This window comes from Pantoea sp. GbtcB22 (assembly GCF_019091025.1).
GTDB lineage: Bacteria > Pseudomonadota > Gammaproteobacteria > Enterobacterales > Enterobacteriaceae > Pantoea > Pantoea leporis.
In genome coordinates this window covers 175,544-195,932 of the sequence record NZ_JAGXKB010000007.1, presented here as the reverse complement: position 1 = coordinate 195,932, position 20,389 = coordinate 175,544, and the positions used below count along the sequence as shown (strand labels likewise).

Annotated in this window: 22 protein-coding genes; 14 read left to right on the top strand and 8 right to left on the bottom strand. The window is 54.7% G+C overall.

Features of this window, described 5'->3' with window-relative positions; genetic code table 11:
* Nucleotides 1-42: 42 nt before the first annotated feature.
* Nucleotides 43-792, top strand: coding sequence for an esterase (gene yjfP, locus KVT28_RS19860; protein ID WP_137386602.1), 750 nt, complete (start codon nucleotides 43-45; stop codon nucleotides 790-792).
* A 46-nt stretch (nucleotides 793-838) separates the two neighbouring features.
* On the opposite strand, the gene KVT28_RS19855 is transcribed toward yjfP, so the two are convergent.
* Nucleotides 839-1,048, bottom strand: a complete 210-nt coding sequence (locus KVT28_RS19855) for a hypothetical protein (protein WP_101762873.1) — start codon at nucleotides 1,046-1,048, stop codon at nucleotides 839-841.
* A 386-nt stretch (nucleotides 1,049-1,434) separates the two neighbouring features.
* Here KVT28_RS19855 and rpsF point away from each other — a divergent pair, with 386 nt between their 5' ends.
* Genes rpsF through rplI form a run of 4 tightly spaced genes read left to right on the top strand, consistent with a single transcriptional unit; the run spans nucleotide 1,435 to nucleotide 2,875 of the window.
* Nucleotides 1,435-1,830 (top strand): 30S ribosomal protein S6, encoded by a 396-nt coding sequence (rpsF, locus tag KVT28_RS19850; RefSeq protein WP_101762874.1) that lies wholly within the window; start codon nucleotides 1,435-1,437, stop codon nucleotides 1,828-1,830.
* Nucleotides 1,831-1,836: 6 nt separating this feature from the next.
* Nucleotides 1,837-2,154: a primosomal replication protein N gene (gene priB / locus KVT28_RS19845; protein WP_007892027.1), complete on the top strand. Its 318-nt coding sequence runs from the start codon at nucleotides 1,837-1,839 to the stop codon at nucleotides 2,152-2,154.
* Between the two features lie 4 nt (nucleotides 2,155-2,158).
* The gene (rpsR, locus tag KVT28_RS19840; protein WP_002210155.1) at nucleotides 2,159-2,386 is read left to right on the top strand and encodes a 30S ribosomal protein S18; all 228 of its coding nucleotides are present in this window, start codon (nucleotides 2,159-2,161) and stop codon (nucleotides 2,384-2,386) included.
* A gap of 39 nt (nucleotides 2,387-2,425) precedes the next feature.
* Nucleotides 2,426-2,875, top strand: a complete 450-nt coding sequence (rplI, locus tag KVT28_RS19835; protein ID WP_008103594.1) for a 50S ribosomal protein L9 — start codon at nucleotides 2,426-2,428, stop codon at nucleotides 2,873-2,875.
* Between the two features lie 56 nt (nucleotides 2,876-2,931).
* Here rplI and KVT28_RS19830 read toward each other — a convergent pair whose 3' ends face one another.
* Nucleotides 2,932-3,585 carry a LysM-like peptidoglycan-binding domain-containing protein gene (locus KVT28_RS19830; protein WP_158238609.1) on the bottom strand — a complete coding sequence of 218 codons (654 nt, stop codon included), beginning with the start codon at nucleotides 3,583-3,585 and terminating at the stop codon, nucleotides 2,932-2,934.
* Between the two features lie 216 nt (nucleotides 3,586-3,801).
* On the opposite strand from KVT28_RS19830, the gene fklB reads away from it, so the two are divergent.
* From fklB to KVT28_RS19815, 3 genes are all read left to right on the top strand, one after another.
* Nucleotides 3,802-4,422: an FKBP-type peptidyl-prolyl cis-trans isomerase gene (fklB, locus tag KVT28_RS19825; protein WP_008103590.1), complete on the top strand. Its 621-nt coding sequence runs from the start codon at nucleotides 3,802-3,804 to the stop codon at nucleotides 4,420-4,422.
* Nucleotides 4,423-4,550: 128 nt separating this feature from the next.
* The gene (locus KVT28_RS19820; protein WP_101762875.1) at nucleotides 4,551-4,799 is read left to right on the top strand and encodes a type II toxin-antitoxin system Phd/YefM family antitoxin; all 249 of its coding nucleotides are present in this window, start codon (nucleotides 4,551-4,553) and stop codon (nucleotides 4,797-4,799) included.
* Nucleotides 4,800-5,105 (top strand): type II toxin-antitoxin system RelE/ParE family toxin, encoded by a 306-nt coding sequence (locus KVT28_RS19815; protein ID WP_101762876.1) that lies wholly within the window; start codon nucleotides 4,800-4,802, stop codon nucleotides 5,103-5,105. It abuts the gene before it with no gap.
* A gap of 3 nt (nucleotides 5,106-5,108) precedes the next feature.
* Here KVT28_RS19815 and KVT28_RS19810 read toward each other — a convergent pair whose 3' ends face one another.
* Complete coding sequence (locus KVT28_RS19810; protein ID WP_210081727.1) at nucleotides 5,109-7,055, bottom strand: bifunctional 2',3'-cyclic-nucleotide 2'-phosphodiesterase/3'-nucleotidase; 1,947 nt, start codon at nucleotides 7,053-7,055, stop codon at nucleotides 5,109-5,111.
* Between the two features lie 293 nt (nucleotides 7,056-7,348).
* On the opposite strand from KVT28_RS19810, the gene cysQ reads away from it, so the two are divergent.
* The gene (gene cysQ / locus KVT28_RS19805; protein ID WP_217549763.1) at nucleotides 7,349-8,095 is read left to right on the top strand and encodes a 3'(2'),5'-bisphosphate nucleotidase CysQ; all 747 of its coding nucleotides are present in this window, start codon (nucleotides 7,349-7,351) and stop codon (nucleotides 8,093-8,095) included.
* Between the two features lie 97 nt (nucleotides 8,096-8,192).
* Here the strand turns inward: cysQ and KVT28_RS19800 are convergent, their stop codons facing one another.
* Nucleotides 8,193-8,756, bottom strand: a complete 564-nt coding sequence (locus tag KVT28_RS19800; protein WP_101762879.1) for a YtfJ family protein — start codon at nucleotides 8,754-8,756, stop codon at nucleotides 8,193-8,195.
* Between the two features lie 313 nt (nucleotides 8,757-9,069).
* Between KVT28_RS19800 and KVT28_RS19795 the strand changes: the two genes are divergently transcribed.
* Nucleotides 9,070-9,276: a DUF1107 domain-containing protein gene (locus KVT28_RS19795; protein ID WP_007892150.1), complete on the top strand. Its 207-nt coding sequence runs from the start codon at nucleotides 9,070-9,072 to the stop codon at nucleotides 9,274-9,276.
* A 64-nt stretch (nucleotides 9,277-9,340) separates the two neighbouring features.
* On the opposite strand, the gene KVT28_RS19790 is transcribed toward KVT28_RS19795, so the two are convergent.
* Nucleotides 9,341-10,690, bottom strand: a complete 1,350-nt coding sequence (locus KVT28_RS19790; protein ID WP_101762880.1) for a hemolysin family protein — start codon at nucleotides 10,688-10,690, stop codon at nucleotides 9,341-9,343.
* Nucleotides 10,691-11,141: 451 nt separating this feature from the next.
* Between KVT28_RS19790 and KVT28_RS19785 the strand changes: the two genes are divergently transcribed.
* Genes KVT28_RS19785 through KVT28_RS19775 form a run of 3 tightly spaced genes read left to right on the top strand, consistent with a single transcriptional unit; the run spans nucleotide 11,142 to nucleotide 17,004 of the window.
* Nucleotides 11,142-12,881 carry an autotransporter assembly complex family protein gene (locus KVT28_RS19785; protein ID WP_101762881.1) on the top strand — a complete coding sequence of 580 codons (1,740 nt, stop codon included), beginning with the start codon at nucleotides 11,142-11,144 and terminating at the stop codon, nucleotides 12,879-12,881.
* On the top strand, nucleotides 12,878-16,648 hold the full coding sequence (locus KVT28_RS19780) for a translocation/assembly module TamB domain-containing protein (protein WP_217549761.1): 3,771 nt from the start codon (nucleotides 12,878-12,880) through the stop codon (nucleotides 16,646-16,648). Before KVT28_RS19785 ends, KVT28_RS19780 begins: the two co-directional genes overlap by 4 nt.
* Nucleotides 16,649-16,650: 2 nt before the next feature.
* Complete coding sequence (locus KVT28_RS19775; protein WP_101762883.1) at nucleotides 16,651-17,004, top strand: gamma-glutamylcyclotransferase; 354 nt, start codon at nucleotides 16,651-16,653, stop codon at nucleotides 17,002-17,004.
* 53 nt (nucleotides 17,005-17,057) lie between these two features.
* Here KVT28_RS19775 and ppa read toward each other — a convergent pair whose 3' ends face one another.
* The 3 genes from ppa to KVT28_RS19760 all read right to left on the bottom strand — a co-directional run bounded on the left by ppa (nucleotide 17,058) and on the right by KVT28_RS19760 (nucleotide 18,622).
* Nucleotides 17,058-17,588, bottom strand: a complete 531-nt coding sequence (gene ppa, locus KVT28_RS19770) for an inorganic diphosphatase (protein ID WP_007892166.1) — start codon at nucleotides 17,586-17,588, stop codon at nucleotides 17,058-17,060.
* Between the two features lie 100 nt (nucleotides 17,589-17,688).
* Nucleotides 17,689-18,138 (bottom strand): DUF441 domain-containing protein, encoded by a 450-nt coding sequence (locus KVT28_RS19765; RefSeq protein WP_064738397.1) that lies wholly within the window; start codon nucleotides 18,136-18,138, stop codon nucleotides 17,689-17,691.
* 70 nt (nucleotides 18,139-18,208) lie between these two features.
* The gene (locus KVT28_RS19760) at nucleotides 18,209-18,622 is read right to left on the bottom strand and encodes a lysozyme inhibitor LprI family protein (RefSeq protein ID WP_101762885.1); all 414 of its coding nucleotides are present in this window, start codon (nucleotides 18,620-18,622) and stop codon (nucleotides 18,209-18,211) included.
* A gap of 169 nt (nucleotides 18,623-18,791) precedes the next feature.
* Here KVT28_RS19760 and KVT28_RS19755 point away from each other — a divergent pair, with 169 nt between their 5' ends.
* Nucleotides 18,792-20,363: a methyl-accepting chemotaxis protein gene (locus tag KVT28_RS19755; RefSeq protein ID WP_217549759.1), complete on the top strand. Its 1,572-nt coding sequence runs from the start codon at nucleotides 18,792-18,794 to the stop codon at nucleotides 20,361-20,363.
* The last annotated feature ends 26 nt before the right edge of the window (nucleotides 20,364-20,389 follow it).

Genomic DNA, 20,389 nt, shown 5'->3' with positions numbered 1-20,389 from the left:
CTTACACTGAGTCCAGTGATAATCATTCTCAATGGAGGCGGTATGATTGAGTTGGCAACGGAGCATCTGGCAGGCATTGAATGTATCCACGCATCACCGGCCGGGCAGCGCCAGGCGCGCTTGCCGACGGTGTTGTTCTATCACGGTTTTACCTCATCGAAAGAGGTTTACAGCTACTTTGCCGTGGCGCTGGCGCAGGCTGGTTTCCGCGTGATCATGCCCGATGCGGACATGCACGGCGCACGTTACAACGGTGATACCGACGCGAGGATGACCCACTTCTGGGAGATCCTTAAACAGAACATCGATGAAGTGCCGTTGCTGGAAAAGGCGCTGCGCGATAACGACTGGATTGCGGATGAGCGTTTTGCCGTGGCAGGCGCCTCAATGGGCGGCATGACCGCGCTGGGCGCGATGGCACGCTATCCACAGATTCACAGCGTGGCGTGTTTGATGGGTTCCGGCTATTTCATGCAGCTGAGTCATACGCTGTTTCCGCCGCTGGTGGCGCGCACGCCAGAGCAGAAAGAGGCTTTTGCCGCGCGTTTAGCACCGCTGGCGCCTTACGATCCCAGCGAACAGCTGGAGAAACTGGCGAATCGACCTTTGCTGTTGTGGCACGGCGAAGCGGATGAAGTGGTGCCCTTTGCTGAAACGGCGCGTTTGCAGAAAGCCTTAGGCGAGGCAGAACTCGATCACCATGTGACCACGCTATCTGAAAAAAACATCGGCCATAAAATCACGCCAGCGGCCCTGACGGCGCTGGTCAGTTTCTTTAAACATCATTTATAAAAATGCGGGTTGGCGTGATTGGCGCCAGCCCGTTTAGGTTGCCGAATCAGAGTTGTGATGACAACCGTTCGGCGGCGCTGGTATTGGCACTGACTGGGTTACTGCTTGCAGGCGCATCCAGCCGATTGACGTAGACATAGCCTGATGCCGCGTTGCTGCTGTGACTTCTCATCTGCTGCGCGAAGTCAGCGGAGCTGGCAAGAGCGGGTGTAGACAGGAAGAGACCCAGTAAAGTGGCGAAAATGATCGTTTTCATTATCGACTCCTCACTCCAGGGATTGCACTCTCAGACGCGGCGAAAAGCGGAATTCGTTGCGCCTGTAAACAGTGTAGTTCTTAACCAATTTGCCGCCAGATCGTCCCTTTGAACGCCTTCTTCAGAGAATTTGATAAAACCTTCTCTAACTCACTGATGCATTTCACTTAGCACAAAAAGCCGCATCAGCTGGCACGATAGTCGCCATTTGATGAATTGTGCGCTTGAGTTTCCGCAAGGACGCCAGTATGATTACGCGTCAATTTTTCAGCTGCATTCAGAGGTGTGTTTCATTTTTTAAATGATTCGCAACCTATAACGTTCCTTGCTTCCGTGGGCCGCAGCTGACCCTGACAGGAGGCTGAATAATCCGTAAGGAGCTATCGATGCGTCATTACGAAATCGTATTTATGGTCCATCCTGACCAGAGCGAACAGGTTCCAGGTATGATCGAGCGTTACACTGGTGCTATCACCGGTGCACAGGGCACGATTCACCGTCTGGAAGACTGGGGCCGCCGTCAGCTGGCTTACCCAATCAACAAACTGCACAAAGCTCACTATGTTCTGATGAACGTAGAAGCGCCGCAGGAAGTGATTGACGAGCTGGAAACTAACTTCCGCTTCAACGACGCCGTTATCCGCAGCATGGTTATGCGCGTTAAGCACGCGGTAACTGAAGCATCTCCGATGGTTAAAGCTAAAGATGAGCGTCGTGATCGCCGCGAAGACTTTGCTAACGAATCGGCTGATGACTCAGATGCTGGGGATTCTGAAGAGTAATCCGACATGACGGCAAATCGACTGCGCCTGTCTGGCACTGTGTGCAAGACGCCGGTTCGAAAAGTCAGTCCGTCAGGGATTCCTCATTGCCAGTTCGTGCTTGAGCATCGTTCTGTGCAAGAGGAAGCCGGTTTCCACCGGCAAGCCTGGTGTCAAATGCCGGTGATTATCAGCGGCAGCACCCATCAGGTGATTACTCAACATATAACGGTCGGCACGCAACTCACTCTCGAAGGCTTTATTAGCTGCCATCAGGCACGCAATGGTCAGAGCAGAATGGTGTTACATGCCGAGCAGATTGATTTGATAGATTCTGGAGACTAGCCAAATGGCACGTTATTTCCGTCGTCGCAAGTTCTGCCGTTTCACCGCGGAAGGCGTTGTAGAGATTGATTACAAAGATATCGCTACACTGAAAAACTACATTACCGAAAGCGGTAAAATTGTCCCGAGCCGTATTACCGGTACTCGTGCAAAATACCAGCGCCAGCTCGCTCGTTGCATCAAGCGCGCTCGCTACCTGTCCCTGCTTCCGTACACTGATCGTCATCAGTAATCGGTAGTTGTCCATTAACGACTTTAAGAGGATAAGGTAATGCAAGTTATTCTGCTTGATAAAGTAGCAAACCTGGGCAGCCTGGGTGATCAGGTTAACGTTAAAGCGGGCTACGCTCGTAACTTCCTGGTTCCACAGGGTAAAGCTGTTCCTGCTACCAAGAAAAACGTTGAGTTCTTCGAAACACGTCGCGCTGAACTGGAAGCCAAACTGGCTGACGTTCTGGCTGCTGCTAACGCACGTGCAGAGAAAATCAACGCACTGGGCAACGTAACCATCGCGTCTAAATCAGGCGACGCTGGTAAGCTGTTCGGTTCCATCGGTACCCGTGACATCGCTGATGCAGTAACTGCAGCTGGCGTTGAAGTGGCTAAAAGCGAAGTTCGTCTTCCAGAAGGCGTACTGCGCACCACCGGTGAGCACGAAGTTGACTTCCAGATCCATAGCGAAGTCTTCGCTAAACTGGTTGTGAATGTAGTTGCTGAGTAAGTTCACTCAGTAATGCGAAAACGCCGGCCATGTGCCGGCGTTTTTGTTTCTGCGTTTTACTGAGCGCGGATAAAGCTGCCATCCGGCTGACGCGTAAACAGCACCGGACCGTTGCTGCCATCGACCGTTAAACCGGTCACTACGCCTTGCGCGTTCTGACGAATCTTCACCTGCTGACCATTCTGTAACGCACTCAGCGGCTGCCCATCACCTTCGACTCGCGCCATGGCAAACACATCATTCACCGGTAAATTATTGTCGCGGAACAGCTGCGCCAGCGTCTGGCCTGATGCCACATTATAGGTGCGCCACTCGCCCTGCGAATCGGTTTTCGCCGGCGTGTTTTGCTGTTGATTATTGTCGTAGATCTCCGCCTGCATCGGCACTTCTTTAGCGCCAGTGTCCGCCGGACGCTCAACCGGATATTGCGGCGTGCTGCTCGGCCAGAGAAACGCCAGCAGCAGCACCAGCAGGGCAATGACGATGCCGCGACGATGCAAAGCGGGTAGCGGATCCATCCAGCGCACATCATCCAGCAAATGCCAGACGCGCTGTAGTGCGGCGGGAACGCGGGAAGGGTGATCGGAAGCCATTCGTGAATCCTCCTCGCTGGCGGCCTGGCGCGGAATGCGCGGCAGCCAACGTTGCAACCAAGGTAATAAAGTACGCGGTGCGCGCGTCCTGCGACGTCGTGGGGCGATCTGGCCCATGTATTCTCTCTTGTTCCGACGGTGGCGGGTGAAAACCACGCCACAGCTATAGTATGAGCAATGCTGACAGGAAGTGCCTGGCAGCATTGAAAAATTTGACCGCTGTATTGTTTCCGTTTCGCCGGGAAATGTCATCTGCGGCGCGTGAGATTTTACGCCAGCCGCCCGCGCTGGTATGCTGCCGGTTCTATTTTTCTCCGGGATTAAGGAATCAAGATGACGACCCCTTCATTCGACAGCGTCGAATCACAAGCAAGTTACGGTATCGGTTTACAGGTAGGCCAGCAGCTGCAAGAGTCTGGACTGCAGGGTCTGCAGCCAGAAGCACTGCTCGCCGGCCTGCGCGACGCGCTGGAAGGGAACTCACCGGCCGTCCCGGTTGACGTGGTACATCGCGCACTGCGTGAAGTGCACGAGCGCGCTGAAGGCGTGCGTCGTGAGCGTGTAGAAGCGATGGCGGCTGAAGGTCAGACTTTCCTTGAGCAGAACGCACAACGCGAAGGCGTAAGCAGCACCGAAACCGGTCTGCAGTTCAGCGTCATCACGCAGGGCGAAGGTCCAATTCCTTCACGTCAGGATCGTGTGCGCGTGCATTACACCGGCAAACTGATCGATGGCACGGTATTCGACAGCTCAGTCGCGCGTGGCGAACCCGCAGAATTCCCGGTTAGCGGCGTAATCGCCGGCTGGATCGAAGCGCTGACGCTGATGCCAGTCGGTTCCAAGTGGGAACTGGCGATTCCACACAACCTCGCTTACGGCGAACGCGGTGCTGGCGCCTCCATCCCGCCATTCAGCACCCTGATCTTCGAAGTTGAGCTGCTGGAAATCCTGTAAGTCGCCAAGTTGATTCTCAAAACCGGCACACGATCGTGCCGGTTTTTTTATATCTGTAGAACAAGCTGATTTTAAATTAATCAGCGTATATAATGTGCGAATCGAACGATTCACACGAAAGGTGCGGTATGCATTCACTTTCCGCCAACGAAGCCAAAACCCAATTTGGCGATATGCTGCTGAAAGCGCAGCGTGAGCCGGTCCAGATTAGCCGTAATGGAAAGCCGGTAGCAGTGGTCATCTCCGCTGAGGAGTATCAGGCGATAGAGGCCATGAAGCAGCAATTTTTGCAGGAAAAAATTGCCCGAGCCAGAAATGATATTGCCAACGGACAACTGACCGATGGTGAAACCTTTTTCGACCAACTGCTGGATTAAATGGCTAATTATCAGCTTACGGATGAAGCGCGACAGGATCTTGTCGATATTCGCCGGTTCACTATGCAGAACTGGGGTGATGCGCAATCAAAAATCTATTTAAGGCGTTTGCAGGAGACGTTACGCACGCTGGCAGAAATGCCGGCATTGGGAAAAAGCAGAGCGCTGGATGTTGCAGAAGGTGTGCTCAGCTTTCCCTATGTCAGCCACATGGTTTATTACCAGCCAGGCCAGAAAGGCATTATTATTTTGGCGGTATTACATCAGAGCAGGGTGCCAGCTACGCATCTGGCAACCCGCTTATAACAACTATTTCTTCTGCAAATCCACCTGCCACAACGCAAAACCTATCTCATCGCTGCCCACTGCTTTCATCGGGTAATCGGCGTGCTGCTCGATAAACTTCGTTGCTTTCGCGCCGGGCGCGGTCTCAAAACGGATATCCAGCGGCGTGCTGCTGTTAATCGGCGCTAAACGCCAGTTGTGATCGGCCTGCGGTTTCACTTCGCCATGCGCTTTGGTTTCGCTGCTGATATAAGCGGCAACCACCGAGCGATTCTCATCCGGCGACGCGAAGGCGACATACTTATCGCCGGTGCCGGCAAACTTGCCGCCATAAGCGCGATAGTTATTGGTGGCGACCAGGAAACTGGCCTGAGGATCAATAGGTTTGCCTTGCCAGCTGAGATCCTTAATGCGCGAAGCCCCCTTGTTAATCAGCGAGCACTCTGCGTCATAGCGCGCCGGCTGCGTGACATCGATTTGATACTGCACGCCATCGATCACATCAAAGTTATAGGTACGGAAATCCCAGTTAATCAGCGCTTGCGGTTTGCTGCTGTGCGGATCGATTTGATTAAACTGCGCGGCTGAACACTCCAGCCACTCTTTCACCTGTGCGCCGCTGACTTTCATCACCACCAGCGTATTGGGATAGAGATAGAGATCGGCGGCGTTACGGAAAGTGAGGTTACCTTTCTCCACTTCGACATAGCTGGCGGGATCGTTTTTGCGGCCGCCAGCTTTAAACGGCGCGGCGGCGGAGAGCACCGGCAAGCGGCCAAGATCAGGATCGCCCTGAATAAAGTGCTCGACGTAAGCGCGCTGCGCGTTGTTAACGATCTGCACCGTGGGATCGTCCTGCACCAGCGACAAGTAGCTGTACATCACGTCGGCGGATTTACCGATCGGTTTGGCAACAAAATCGCGTGTGGCGCGGTGATCCTGCTCCAGCACTTTCACCAGATCGGCATCTTCGGCAGCCAGCGATTTTTTCGCCGCGCTGTCATAAATTGGACGTGCCTCGGCTTTGCCCTGCGCAACCTGCCATTTTCCGCCCTCGTTATTCAGCACCAGATCGACCACACCCAGATGATCGCCCCACATACCGGGCATCACCGCCGGAATACCGTTAAGTGTGCCTTGGGCGATATCAGCGCCTTTAATTGCCGCAAACTCTTTGCTCGGGAACACCGCGTGAGCGTGACCGAACATGATGGCGTTGATGCCAGCAACCTGGCTGAGGTAATAGACCGAATTTTCGGCCATGGCATGATAGGGTTCACTGCTCAAACCGGAGTGCGGAATAGCGATGATTATTTCAGCACCTTTTGCGCGCATTTCCGGCACATAGCGCTTCGCTGTTTCAGTGATGTCATCAACCCGCACTTTTCCCTGCAGATTGTTGCGATCCCAAACCATAATCTGCGGGGGAACGAAGCCGATGTAACCAATTTTCAGCGTATGCGGCTTACCGTCACGGTCTGTAACGGTGGTTTCCTTGATTAAGTAGGGCGTAAACAGCGGTTTTCCGCTCTTTTCATCGATTATGTTGGCGTTGACGTAAGGGAAACGCGCGCCGGCCAGCGCTTTTTGCAGATAAGGTAAACCGTAATTGAACTCATGATTACCGAGGTTTCCGACCGCGTAATCCAGCGTATTCATCGCCTTATATACCGGATGAACTTCGCCCGGTTTTAGCCCTTTCGCCGCCATGTAATCGCCCAGCGGACTGCCCTGAATAATATCGCCGTTATCGACCAACACGCTGTTCTTCGCTTGCGCGCGGGCCTGCTGAATTAAGGTGGCGGTGCGTACCAGGCCAAATTTCTCCGTCGGCGTATCTTTGTAATAATCGAAATCCATCATGTTGCTGTGCAGATCGGTGGTTTCCAGAATGCGCAGATCCACGGTAGCAGCCTGTACCGTGGCGGCAGTTATACAGAGTGCCAATAACGACATGCTCGCTTTGAACATCGCTTGCTCCTTGTTCGGTCCAATGGGCCTCTCAAAATAATGTAAAACCATGACGAATTATCATTTCAATTTGTGATGAAGCTCGGACTTTCATCCAATATCTCCCGCCGGGCCGCGCTAAAAGCGCATTCAGCATCCCGCCATAGCCGCCGATGATGAACTATGGTATTGATATTCAAATAGATTGCCGTAGCAGACAGCACAGTCGCAGGCTGTTGAATGACAACTGCTAGAATAAGGACAGATTGGCGGTTGGTGTCTGACAGGCAGAATCAGCGGAAAAGAGGTAAAGAATGTTAGATAAAATTTGTCAGCTGGCGCGTGATGCGGGCGATGCCATTATGCAGATTTATAACGGCGCAGAGCCGGTTGACGTGACCCGCAAGTCGGATGATTCTCCCGTTACCGCGGCCGATCTCGCGGCGCATCGCGTGATTGTGCAAGGTCTGACGGCGCTTTCGCCGGGGGTGCCGGTGCTATCTGAAGAGGATCCCCCGAGCTGGGATGTGCGTCAGCACTGGCAGAAATACTGGCTGGTCGATCCGCTGGATGGCACCAAAGAGTTCATCAAGCGCAACGGCGAGTTCACGGTCAACATTGCGCTGATCGAAAATGGCAAACCGGTATTGGGTGTGGTGTATGCGCCCGTGCTAGGCGTGATGTACTCGGCGGCTGAAGGTAAAGCCTGGAAGGAAGAGAACGGCCAGCAGACGCAGATTCATGCGCGTGAAGCGCGTCCACCGTTAGTGGTGGTTAGCCGTTCGCATTTTGAGAGCGATACCGAGTTGCAGGAGTATTTGCACCAGCTCGGCGAGCATCAAACCACCGCGATTGGTTCATCGCTGAAGTTCTGTCTGGTAGCCGAAGGCAGCGCGCAACTCTATCCGCGCTTCGGGCCCACTAACATCTGGGATACCGGCGCAGGCCATGCGGTGGCGATTGCGGCTGGTGCGCATGTGCATGACTGGCAGGGGAAAACCCTCGATTACACCCCACGCGAATCTTTCCTCAATCCCGGTTTCCGCGTTTCATTGTTTTAAGCTTTCAGCGGCGCAATTTAGTACGCAATAAATCGCGCCGCTAAAGAATGTGCAATGCCTGGATGCATTCGTATTGGCCGTCCACGGCAACTTCCGTTTACTTCTGCAACAACTCATGAATTAACTTCATCGCCTGCTGCACTTCGTCCTGCGTTAGCGGACCATCTTTGACGTAGCGCACATGTGCGGTGTTATCCAGCACCACAATCGCGGATCCGCCTTTCTCCAACTGCCAGGCCTGACGCGCGCTGCCGTTGCTATCGACGATAAACTGCGACCATGGAAACTGCTGCTTGTTGCTCTCAAGGCTGCTGCGCACGAACATGCCGGTGCCCGGAATCGCATCGTCGGTATTGACGATAGTGGTGGTTTGATAACGATCGTGCGGCAGATGCGCAGCTTTGATGGCTTCAATTAACGCCGCATTCTGCTCTTTAGCAGAAGAGCGCCCGGCAATATGCAGGATAACGCGAACTTTTCCGCTTAGCTGCGCGCTATTCCAGGATTTGTAGCTAAACTTATCTTCATCTTGTTGATAAACCAGCTCTCCTTTGTCGTTAACGCCAACGGCTGGCACGCGTTCACCCAGTTTGAAGGCATGTGCCGCAGCCAGGCCCGGCAGCAAGAGTGCCAGTGCTATCACAGTGTGTCTCAAACGCATTTATTACTCTCCTTGGTGATCCGACCAGTTGTTCATGTTCCTGCAATATTAGGCGTGGATGATGCGTCTGTCGCAATGAGTTAACAGGTTTGCAACCTATGCCACAATTCCATAATGAGTGAAGGTTTATACTGGGTTTAGTGAGGCTGATAACAGAGTATTCTGTAATGATGTGTCAATTCAGTAAATAATTCACCTTTTCGGAACACGGCTAAGAAAGGATGCTCTATAGTTATGCCTCATTTGCGCTTCACGGGTTCGTACCAAATTTGGTGACGACGGAGCGTATTAAACATTTTAGGAGTTAAACAGCATGAAGATCTTCCAGCGCTATAATCCGCTGCAAATTGCGAAATATGTCAAAACGCTATTTAGAGGAAGGTTGTACATCAAGGACGTGGGCGCGTTCGAGTTTGATAAGGGCAAAGTGATGTTGCCGCGTGTCAAAGATAAACAGCATCTCAGCGTGATGTCAGAAATCAATCGCCAGGTGCTGCGGCTGCAAGCCGAGTACAACTAAGTAAGCATAAGAAAGGGCGCCGATGGCGCCCTCAGTTTTTAGTGCGGTTGTTGGCTTGTCGCCATCAATTGCGATCCTGGGACGACTCAGATTCATCCACCGTATTTTTGTTCACATTCAGCACCGGCGGGCGTTCATCAATACGCGTAACCAGCAGTTGGTCGATACGGTAGCTATCAATATCCACCACTTCAAACTTGTAGCCGGAAAACTTCACAAAGTCGGTACGCTTCGGAATCTTGCGCAGCATGTACATCATGAAGCCGCCGATGGTTTCATAATTGCCAGACTGCGGGAAATCATCGATATCCAGCACGCGCATCACGTCATCAATTGGCGTGCCGCCTTCGACCAGCCATGAGTTCTCATCGCGCGCGACAATCTGCTCTTCCTGACCTTGACCCACCAAATCGCCCATCAACGTGGTCATCACATCATTCAGCGTAATGATGCCCACCACCAGTGCGTATTCGTTCATGATCACCGCGAAGTCTTCACCAGCGGTTTTGAAGCTTTCCAACGCTTCAGAAAGCGTCAGCGTATCCGGCACAATCAGCGCTGAACGAATCTGTACGCCGCTGTTCAGCGTCAGGCTTTGATTGCCGAGTACACGCAGCAGCAGCTCTTTGGAATCGACATAGCCGACGATGTGGTCGATATCGCCATCGCAGACGATGAATTTCGAGTGCGGATGCTGGGCGATTTTGGTTTTCAGCGTGGTTTCATCTTCGTGCAAATCGAACCACACCACGTTCTCGCGCGAGGTCATTGATGACGGCACGGTACGCGATTCCAGCTCAAACACGTTCTCAATCAGCTCATGTTCCTGCTTACGCAGCACACCCGCCAGCGCACCGGCTTCCACCACCGCATAGATATCGTCGGAGGTGATGTCGTCTTTACGCACCATCGGCAGTTTGAACAGACGGAAGAAGACGTTCGCCAGGCCGTTGAACAGCCACACCAGCGGACGCAGCACCACCAGGCAGAAGCGCATCGGGTTGATAATGCGCAGCGCTACGGCTTCCGGTGCAATCATGCCGACGCGTTTTGGCGTCAGGTCAGCAAACAGAATGAACAGGCTGGTCACGATGGTGAAGGAGCAGATAAAACTGAGCTGTTCAGCCAATTCGGGTGCCATGATGCGGCTGAATAAGCTATTAAAGGCGGGCGAAAACGCCGCATCGCCGACGATACCGCCGAGGATCGCCACGGCATTCAGGCCAATCTGCACTACGGTGAAGAACATGCCAGGTTGTTCCTGCATCTTCAGCACGCGCTGGGCATTGATATTGCCTTCGTCAGCCAGCAGCTTCAGTTTGATCTTACGGGCGGCGGCCAGCGAGATCTCCGAAAGGGAGAAAAATGAACTGATGACGATCAGTAAAAGAATGACAAGCAAGCTATCGAGCATAAAAGGTCCGTTGGGTTAATCACTTGTCATTTTTGGCCTGGGCAGCGCGGGAATGGGCGTACGTCCGGTACTTGCCAGTCAAACAGGCTATCCGTGCCAAAAATGTCTGCGCCATTTCGACAAGATAAGGTTAACGTCGGGGCAGAAAGGGTGCAGGCGAGGCCTGCTGGTCGCTGATTATAGCAGCAGCGCTTATCATGCCGCTATAGGCGCGCATCAGGGGGTCGGATTAATCTGAGTGAGCGTCATTCGCGAGCTCAAGAATCGCCTTGGTTGTTGTATCGTTTAGCACATTTACCCACAATAGGTCACAATTTGGCTTAGTCGCTAAATTTGCGCCAGTAGGGGGAAAAGAGCGGCTATGCTGATGGGTAAACGCGCGCTGGTGATACCCTTCCAGAGAATAAATGCCCCTGCGGAATAGGGGCCGGCATTATTAACAGGAGTACGTGTGCCACGATTTCATATTTATTGGTTGGCCAGCCTGTTGCTTGCTGCACCTGCCGTTGAGGCAGCCAAAGTGCGCTTGCAGCTGGACGGTCTTAGCGGGGATTTGCAAAAGAACGTCAGGGCACGCTTGTCCACCATCGGCAGTGACGAGGTGTCGAACGACGGCCGTTTCCGCGCGCGCGTTGCGGAAGCGATCAAAGAAGGCCTGCGGGCACTGGGTTATTACGAACCGGAGATCGATTTTGAATCGCGCCCGGCACCGCCGCAAGGTGGTCGTCCGGTATTGATCGCACACGTTAAGCCCGGCGAACCGGTCAAGATCGGCGGCAGCACCATTGTGATCGAAGGTGAAGCCCGCACCGACAAGGATTACCAAGCCTGGGTCAAACAGGGCACGCCGAAAGTCGGTACACAGCTGAATCACGGCGCCTATGACAAATTTAAAAACGGCTTCTCCAGCCTGGCATTGCGTAATGGTTACTTCGACGGTGACTTTAAGCAAAGCCAGCTTGGCGTTTCGGTTGAACGGCGCGAAGCCTTCTGGGACATCAATTACGATAGCGGCCCGCGCTACCGTTTCGGTGATGTCGGTTTCCAGGGCTCGCAAATCGACGAAGCCTATCTGCAAAATCTGGTGCCGTTCAAAAAGGGCGATTACTACAGCTCGCGCGATCTGGCCGAACTTAACCGCCGCTTGTCGGCGACCGGCTGGTTCAACTCGGTGGTGGTCGCGCCTGAGTTTGATAAAGGCCGTCAAAGCAAAGTGCTGCCGCTGAATGCGGTGGTATCGCCACGCGTGGAGAACACCATTGAAACCGGCGTCGGTTACTCCACCGATGTCGGGCCGCGCATTAAAGGCACGTGGAAAAAACCGTGGATTAACAGCAGCGGCCACAGCCTGGCCGCCAGCGCCTACGTTTCTGCGCCGGAGCAGCAGCTCGATCTCAGCTACAAAGTCCCGCTGCTGAAAAGTCCGCTGGAGCAGTATTACACCTTCTCCGGCGGTGTGAAGCGTACCGATCTCAACGACACCAAAGCCGATACCACCACGCTGGCGATGTCGCGAAACTGGGACAGCAGCAGCGGCTGGCAGAAGGCAATCAACCTGCGCTGGAGCCTCGATCACTTTACCCAGGCCAGCGTGACCAACACCACTATGCTGCTCTATCCGGGCGTTAGCCTGAACCGCACCCGTTCGCGCGGCGGTCTGATGCCGACGTGGGGTGATTCGCAGCGCTACTCGGTGGACGTGTCGGATACCACATGGGGTTCGGACGTTGATTTCGTCATCATGCAGGCGCAAAACGTCTGGATTCGCACGCTCGCCGATAAGCATCGCTTTGTGGCGCGCGGCAATGTGGGCTGGATCGAAACCAACGACTTCGACAAAGTGCCGCCGGATCTGCGCTTCTTCGCCGGTGGCGATCGCAGTATTCGCGGCTACAAATATAAAGACGTATCGCCACGTGATGATAACGGCAAGCTGACCGGCGCCTCGAAAATGGCCACCGGCTCGCTTGAATATCAATACAACGTGACCGGCAAATGGTGGGGCGCGGTGTTCGTCGATTCCGGTGAAGCGGTCAACGACATCAAGCAGAGCAACCTGAAAACCGGCGCCGGCTTCGGCGTGCGCTGGTCTTCTCCGGTCGGGCCGATCAAGTTTGATATCGCGCGGCCGATTGGCGACGACAAGGAGCATGGATTGCAATTTTATGTAGGATTGGGGCCTGAACTATGAAGCTGTGGAAAAAGGTCCTGATTGGCATCGGTATTTTTCTGGTGCTGCTGTTGGGCAGCATCGCGTTTCTGGTGGGCACCACGCCGGGTTTGCATCTGCTGCTGAAAGGCGCCGATCGCTGGGTGCCAGGTTTGTCGATCAAACAGGTGGAAGGTGGCTGGCGCGATCTAACGCTAAGCGGCGTGAAGTATGAAATGCCGGGCGTCAGTGTGGATGCCGGACGTTTCCACCTGGCGCTGAATCTCAACTGCCTGCTGCATTCGTCGGTGTGTGTCAATGACATCGCGCTGCAGGATGTCAGCGTGGTGGTCGATAGCAAAAAAATGGCACCGGCCAGCGCCCCGCCGCCGGAAGAGGAGAGCGGCAGCACCAATCTCAGCACGCCGTATCCAATCACGCTCAGCAAAGTCGGCCTGCATAACATCAACGTAAAAGTGGATGACACCGCAATTTCCCTGCTCGACTTTACCAGCGGCCTGCAGTGGCAGGATCGCGCACTGACGCTGACGCCAACCCATATCCAAAGCCTGCTGATCGCGCTGCCGAAAGCGGCCAAAGTGGTGGATGAGCAGGTGGTGCAGCCAAAAGTGCAGCAGCCGCAGCCGGATGAACAGCCGCTGGGCGAAACGCTGCAGGCGATGTTCGCTAAGCCGCTATTACCAGAGATGCCGGACTTCCAGCTGCCGCTGGATATCACCGTGCAGGAACTGTTGGGCGAACAGCTGCGCATCACCGGCGATACCGACATCTCAATCACGCGTCTGCTGTTAAAAGCCAAAACCGCCGATCGTCATCTGCAGTTAGAAACCTTCGATGTCGATTCGCCGCAAGGGCAGGTGAACGCCAGCGGTGAAGCAACGTTGGCCGATAACTGGCCGGTGAATTTTGCGCTGAACGGCACGCTCAATCTCGACCCAATTAAGGGCGAGAAGATCAAAATGAACCTTGCAGGCGCGATGCGTGACGAGCTGAAGCTCGGGCTGAATCTTTCCGGTCCGGTGCGTGCGCAGCTGGATGCGACCACGCAGCCTGCGGTCGCTGGTTTGCCGCTGGCGCTAAAACTCAACAGCCCGCAGCTGCGCTGGCCGCTCACCGGCGCGGTGCAGTATCAGGCGGATAATCTCGATTATCAGTTCAAAGGCAAAGCCACCGATTACGTGATGTCGCTGCGCACTGCGGTGAAAGGCGAAGGCGTGCCGCCTGCCAGTATTGCGCTGGACGGCAAAGGCAACGAGCAGCAGTTCAATCTTGATAAGCTGCGCGTGGCGGTACTGCAGGGCAATATCGATCTGACGGCGCTGGTGGACTGGAGCAAAGCCATCAGCTGGCGCAGCGAATTGACGCTGTCCGGCATCAACACCGCCAAACAGTATCCGGATTGGCCAGCGAAGCTGGAGGGCAAAATTGCCACGCGCGGCAGCTTGTACGGCGGAACCTGGCAGCTCAGCGTGCCGCAGCTGGAGCTGAAAGGAAATGTTAAGCAGAACGCGGTGAGCGCCAAAGGTACGTTGACTGGCAACAGCTATAACCAGTGGAAAGTGCCCGGCCTTAACATTGCGCTGGGTCGCAACCATCTGGACGTGAAGGGCGAGCTGGGCGACACGCTCAATCTCGACGCCAGCATTGATGCGCCAAAGCTGGATAACGCGCTGCCGGGCCTGGGCGGCGTCGCCAAAGGCACCATCAAAGCACGCGGCACCTTACAAGCGCCGCAGCTGCTGGCCGATCTCACGGCTACCGGTTTGCGCTGGCAGCAGTTGCAGATCCGTCGCGTGGCGTTACAGGGCGATGTGAAATCCAGCGATCAGATCGCCGGTAAGCTGCAACTGCGCGTGGAACAGCTGCAGCAGGACGCGCTGAAAGTGAACCTGTTAACGCTGAACGCCGACGGCAACGAAAAGCAGCATCAGCTGAGGCTCGAGGTACAGGGCGAACCGGTTTCCGGTCAGCTGGCGCTGAACGGCAGCTTTGATCGCAAAACCGAGCGCTGGCAGGGCAATCTCAACAACACGCGTTTCGACACGCCGGTAGGCGAATGGCGACTGACGCGGGCGATGGCGATTGATTACCTCAACAGCAAGCAGACCGCCACCATTGGGCCGCACTGCTGGCAGAACCCGAACGCGCAGCTGTGCGTACCGGAACCGATTGAAGCCGGTGCCAGCGGACATGCGCATGTGGTGCTCAATCGCTTCGATTTGGCGATGATCAAACCGTTCCTCACCGATGCCACCAAACTGAACGGCGTGTTCAGTGGTGATGCGCGCGTTAACTGGACCGCCGACGGCGCGCTGCCAACCGGCACCTTAGCGCTGAAAGGCAGCGGCGTGAAAGTGGAGCAAGACGTGCAGGGCAACAGTTTGCCTATCGCCTTCGACACGCTGAACCTGAATGCGGCGCTGCGTAACGGTCGCGCACAGCTTGATTGGTTGATCCATATCGTCAACAACGGCCAACTGAGCGGCAATGTGCAGATCGCCGATCCTGAGAATCGGCGTCAGCTGTCGGGCAACATCGGCATCAGCAATATTTCGCTGGCGATGCTGAATCCGGCGCTGATGCAGGGCGAGAAGATTAAAGGCAACCTGAACAGCAACCTGCGCCTTGGCGGCACGTTGCAGCAGCCGCAGGTGTTTGGTCAGTTGGGGCTGAGCGATGTGGATGTCGACGGCAGCTTTATGCCGGTCGATCTCACCGCCGCCAACCTTAACATGGTGTTCAACGGCATGAGCTCAACGCTCAACGGCATGATTCAGACGGCGCAGGGCAATCTTAACCTGAGCGGCAACGCCGACTGGAGCCAGCTGGATAACTGGCGCGCGCGCGTGGCGGCGCAAGGTAGCCGTATCCGCGTTACCGTGCCGCCAATGGTGCGCATGGATGTCTCGCCGGATCTGGTGTTTGCAGCCACGCCGGCCGCGTTCAGCCTTGACGGCAAAGTGGATATTCCGTGGGCGCGCATTACCGTGCAGGAAGTGCCGGAAAGCGCCACCGGCGTCTCCTCTGATGAAGTGATGCTGGATCAAAATCTCAAGCCGATTCAGCCGAAAACGGCGGCGATTCCGATCAACAGCAATCTGGTGATCCACGTCGGTAATGATGTGCGGCTCTCGGCATTTGGCCTAAAAGCCAGGCTGAATGGCGATCTCAAACTGGTGCAGGATAAAAACGGCCTCGGCTTGAATGGCCAGATCAACATCCCATCCGGCCGCTTCCACGCTTATGGTCAGGATCTGCTGGTGCGTAAAGGTGAGCTGCAATTCGCCGGACCGCCGGACCAGCCTTACGTCAATCTCGAGGCGATCCGTAATCCTGAGGCCACTGAAGATGATGTCACCGCCGGATTACGGGTAACCGGGCTGGCGGATGAGCCGAAAGTGGAAGTGTTCTCCGATCCGGCGATGTCACAGCAAGAGGCGCTTTCTTACCTGTTACGTGGTCAGGGACTCAACAGCGATGGCGACAGCAACGCATTAACTTCCGCGCTGGTGGGATTGGGGGTTGCGCAAAGTGGTCAGGTTGTGGGTAAAATCGGCGAGACCTTCGGTGTCAGTAATCTCGCGGTTGATACCGCTGGCGTAGGCGATAGCCAGCAGGTGCAGGTGAGTGGTTACGTGTTGCCGGGTCTACAAGTAAAATACGGTGTTGGCATATTTGATTCACTGGCGACCTTAACCTTGCGTTATCGCCTGATGCCCAAACTCTATTTAGAAGCCGTGTCGGGTCTCGATCAGGCACTGGATCTGCTCTATCAGTTTGAGTTTTAGCAATGCGAATAATTGTCTATGGCAGTTTACGGCGCAAACAGGGAAACAGTCATTGGATGACGAATGCGCAGTGGCTCGGCGACCATCAGATTGTGGGGTTTGATCTCTACAATCTGGGTCACTATCCGGGCGTGGTGGAAGGAGAAGGCAGCGTTTATTGCGAGGTGTATCGCATTGACGCCAGCACGCTCGGCGAACTGGATGCCTTGCGCACCAAAAATGGCGAATACAAACGCCAGCTTATTCAGACGCCTTACGGCAGTGCCTGGCTGTATGTCTATCAGCGTTCAGTCGCGGGTCGCACGCATATCGCGAGCGGTGACTGGTTAAGGCGAGATGGCGAAACAGAGGCATAAATAAAAACACCGTCCATTGGACGGTGTTTTTTTATGCGTGGCAGAAAAGAATCTTATTTCTTCTGCGCACGCTCGTAAGAGGCGATGATTTCAGCTTTGGCCGCTTCTGCGTTGTCCCAGCCATCAACCTTCACCCATTTGCCTTTTTCCAGATCTTTGTAGTGCTCGAAGAAGTGGGTGATCTGCGCTTTCAGCAGTTCTGGCAGGTCGTTCACATCTTTGATGTGATCGTACTCTTTGCTCAGCTTGGTGTGCGGCACCGCAACCAGTTTGGCATCTTCGCCAGACTCGTCGGTCATTTTCAGCACGCCAACGGGACGGCAGCGGATCACTGAGCCCGGCACCAGCGGATAAGGGGTTGGCACCAGCACGTCAACCGGGTCACCATCCAGAGACAGGGTATGGTTGATGTAGCCGTAGTTGCACGGATAGAACATGGCGGTAGACATGAAACGGTCTACAAACAGGGCGCCAGACTCTTTGTCGACTTCATATTTGATCGGATCGGCGTTAGCCGGGATCTCAATGACAACGTAGATATCTTCTGGCAACTCTTTACCTGCAGGCACCTGGTTCAAACTCATCTGGCTTTCCTTCATTAGTCATATGTTGAGTGACGGCTATTATAGCCAACTGACTCTGAAAGTATGCCCCCTTTTTGGCGTTTCGGAATGCTCCAACCCGCTACTTCGCCGTGACAAACAGCGAGACGATCCCCGCCGCAATCAGTGGCCCAACCGGCACACCACGGAAGAAGGCCACGCCAATCACCGTACCAATCAACAGCCCACCAATCACCGACGGCTGCACGCTCATAAAGTTCACGCCGCGTCCGCCCAGCCAGGCAACGAAAATCCCCACCACAATCGCGATAATCGATTGCCAGTTGGCGAACGATTTCAACAGCGAAGAAGCCGGCAGCGTACCGCTGGCCAGCGGCGCCATCACCGCAACGGTGAGGATGATGATGCCAATCTGAATGCCCTGTTTTTCCACATAGGGAAAGAATTGCGACAGCGGGGTGAGCTTGATCGCCAGCAGGATCAGAATCGAGATGGTAACGGCGCTGTTATGAACGAAATAGCTGAGGACGGCGAGGCAAACAAGAATGATGGTGGAGGCATAAGCAGCCATGGTTTCTCCCTGCAGATTAATGGGCGCGCTGGCCGATGCCAGCGCTAAGCGTATTAAACGCTTACATTAATCAACAATCGTCGGGGTTGGCGCAACTGCCTTTGTTAATTGATTGCAACATCAGCGCCTGATTACGCACCAGACTGACGCCCTGCGCACCAACTGACAGCGCGGCCATCGTGCCCTGGCTGCTAACAAAATAGCTGCGGCTGGCATCCAGCCAACTGTCTCGATAGGTCAGCCACGCGCGCTGGGCGCTGCGCAATTTGTCTTTAGGCGCGCCGGTTAATTTTTTCATTGCTTGGGTGTACTGCGCGTTCATCTCTTTATCCCAGGCTTTATTAGCGGTGCCGTAGCATTGAGACATGCCGGCGGTGCTGGATTCCTTATTCAGACACTGATCGAGCTGCTGATCGATAGGGTTTTGTTGCGCTGCCGCAAAACCACTGACCAACAAACACGCCATCGGGAGCCATTTTTTCATCGTTTCATTCCTTAAATTTTGCGGGGGCAGAGTTCAGTAAAAGTGAAGTCTGGATGATCGTCAGCCAGTTGACCATCAACAATGGATAAAGTTTCCGCGATCAACTGCCGATAATCTTTCCGTTTTAGGGCCAGCGGATTTCTGCCTTTTCTTGCAAACGGGGATAATCATGTTCAAACAGCTATCAATTCGTACTGCATTACTCACGCTTTTGGCTTTTATGACGCTGCTGCTGCTGGCAGTCAGCGCGATGGGCATCTCTGCCATCAACGCAGGCAATCAATCACTGGATGCTATTAACCGCATTCAGGGAATCGAACTGAACAGTTTGTACCAAAGCAACGCCGATCTCATGCGCGCGCGTGGCAGCGCCGCATTGGCCGTGCGCAAAATCGAAATCGGATTACTGGAGGATGGCGCCAGCGTCACCAAACAAGCTGAGGAGGATGTCACCAGCTCCCAGCGTCATCTGAAAGCCTTTATTGATGCCGGAACGGTAACGGCTCAGGGTAAAATCCTCGCCGATGCCGTGGCTACTTCGTTCGCTGCCTATCATAAGGGCGCTATCGTGCCGATGATGGATGCGTTACAAAAGCAGTATACCGACGAATATTACCAGGTTTTGGAAGGCAACCTCTCAACGCTGGCAAGCAACTACGCGAAAGCCGTGCATGATTTTGCCGTTTATGCTGATGAAGTCTCAGCTACACGTCTGGCGCAAGCTGCACACAATGAGTGGCAGATGAAAATCATGATTGGCGTGGCGATGGCGTTGACGCTATTGCTGATCGTCATTGCCTGGCAACTGCTGCGTCGTCTGCTGCTGCGTCCACTTGATGGCGCGATTGTGCATCTGGAGCAAATTGCGGCCGGCGATTTATCCCAGCCGCTGCCCGCAGCCGGAAAGAGTGAATTAGGCCGTCTCAATCAGGCGCTGGCGAATATGCAGCTGGCGCTCAGCAGTTCGGTCAGTCAGGTGCGCGAAGCCAGCTTGCAGATTGACGTGGGAAGCCGCGAGTTAGCGGCGGGCACCGTGCATCTCTCGCAGCGTACCGAAGAGTCCGCCGCTTCGCTGGAGCAAACCGCGGCCAGCATGGAACAGCTCACCGCCACCGTGCGTCTCAATGCCAGCAACGCCAAAGAGGCCAATCAGCTCGCCAGCAATGTCTCCGACAGTGCCGATCGCGGTGCCGAAGTGGTTGGCTACGTGATGGAGAAGATGCAGGAGATCACCCAAAGCGCCAATCGCATTGGCGACATCCTCAGCGTGATTGATGGCATTGCCTTCCAGACCAACATCCTGGCACTGAACGCTGCGGTTGAAGCCGCGCGTGCCGGTGAACAAGGGCGCGGTTTTGCTGTGGTCGCTAATGAAGTGCGCACGTTGGCTGGTCGTAGCGCCACCGCCGCCAAAGAGATCCGCGAGCTCATCGCAGAATCGCAGACGCGGGTGCAAGAAGGCAGCGATATGGCCACGCGCGCCGGTGAAACCATGGATGAGATCTCCAGCGAAGTGATGCGCGTGACTACGCTGATGAAAGAGATCTCCATTGCTTCGGAAGAGCAGAGTCGCGGTATCGAGCAGGTGAATCAGGCGGTGACGCAGATGGATGAAGCCGCGCAGCAGAACGCCGCGTTAGTCGAAGAAGCCAGCGCTGCCACCCAATCGCTGGAAGCGCAGTCGCAGCAGTTGCAGGATTCGATGGCGCAATTCCGTGTAGTCGCGTCTCTGCTTTCGTAGGCAGCAACAAAAAGCCCGCACGGAGG

What these genes read in the sequence shown, in the direction of transcription:
- yjfP (WP_137386602.1), top strand. Translation starts at nt 43, where the DNA reads ATGATTGAGTTGGCAACGGAGCATCTGGCAGGCATTGAATGTATCCAC.
- KVT28_RS19855 (WP_101762873.1), bottom strand. Translation starts at nt 1,048, where the DNA reads ATGAAAACGATCATTTTCGCCACTTTACTGGGTCTCTTCCTGTCTACA.
- rpsF (WP_101762874.1), top strand. Translation starts at nt 1,435, where the DNA reads ATGCGTCATTACGAAATCGTATTTATGGTCCATCCTGACCAGAGCGAA.
- priB (WP_007892027.1), top strand. Translation starts at nt 1,837, where the DNA reads ATGACGGCAAATCGACTGCGCCTGTCTGGCACTGTGTGCAAGACGCCG.
- rpsR (WP_002210155.1), top strand. Translation starts at nt 2,159, where the DNA reads ATGGCACGTTATTTCCGTCGTCGCAAGTTCTGCCGTTTCACCGCGGAA.
- rplI (WP_008103594.1), top strand. Translation starts at nt 2,426, where the DNA reads ATGCAAGTTATTCTGCTTGATAAAGTAGCAAACCTGGGCAGCCTGGGT.
- KVT28_RS19830 (WP_158238609.1), bottom strand. Translation starts at nt 3,585, where the DNA reads ATGGGCCAGATCGCCCCACGACGTCGCAGGACGCGCGCACCGCGTACT.
- fklB (WP_008103590.1), top strand. Translation starts at nt 3,802, where the DNA reads ATGACGACCCCTTCATTCGACAGCGTCGAATCACAAGCAAGTTACGGT.
- KVT28_RS19820 (WP_101762875.1), top strand. Translation starts at nt 4,551, where the DNA reads ATGCATTCACTTTCCGCCAACGAAGCCAAAACCCAATTTGGCGATATG.
- KVT28_RS19815 (WP_101762876.1), top strand. Translation starts at nt 4,800, where the DNA reads ATGGCTAATTATCAGCTTACGGATGAAGCGCGACAGGATCTTGTCGAT.
- KVT28_RS19810 (WP_210081727.1), bottom strand. Translation starts at nt 7,055, where the DNA reads ATGTTCAAAGCGAGCATGTCGTTATTGGCACTCTGTATAACTGCCGCC.
- cysQ (WP_217549763.1), top strand. Translation starts at nt 7,349, where the DNA reads ATGTTAGATAAAATTTGTCAGCTGGCGCGTGATGCGGGCGATGCCATT.
- KVT28_RS19800 (WP_101762879.1), bottom strand. Translation starts at nt 8,756, where the DNA reads ATGCGTTTGAGACACACTGTGATAGCACTGGCACTCTTGCTGCCGGGC.
- KVT28_RS19795 (WP_007892150.1), top strand. Translation starts at nt 9,070, where the DNA reads ATGAAGATCTTCCAGCGCTATAATCCGCTGCAAATTGCGAAATATGTC.
- KVT28_RS19790 (WP_101762880.1), bottom strand. Translation starts at nt 10,690, where the DNA reads ATGCTCGATAGCTTGCTTGTCATTCTTTTACTGATCGTCATCAGTTCA.
- KVT28_RS19780 (WP_217549761.1), top strand. Translation starts at nt 12,878, where the DNA reads ATGAAGCTGTGGAAAAAGGTCCTGATTGGCATCGGTATTTTTCTGGTG.
- KVT28_RS19775 (WP_101762883.1), top strand. Translation starts at nt 16,651, where the DNA reads ATGCGAATAATTGTCTATGGCAGTTTACGGCGCAAACAGGGAAACAGT.
- ppa (WP_007892166.1), bottom strand. Translation starts at nt 17,588, where the DNA reads ATGAGTTTGAACCAGGTGCCTGCAGGTAAAGAGTTGCCAGAAGATATC.
- KVT28_RS19765 (WP_064738397.1), bottom strand. Translation starts at nt 18,138, where the DNA reads ATGGCTGCTTATGCCTCCACCATCATTCTTGTTTGCCTCGCCGTCCTC.
- KVT28_RS19760 (WP_101762885.1), bottom strand. Translation starts at nt 18,622, where the DNA reads ATGAAAAAATGGCTCCCGATGGCGTGTTTGTTGGTCAGTGGTTTTGCG.
- KVT28_RS19755 (WP_217549759.1), top strand. Translation starts at nt 18,792, where the DNA reads ATGTTCAAACAGCTATCAATTCGTACTGCATTACTCACGCTTTTGGCT.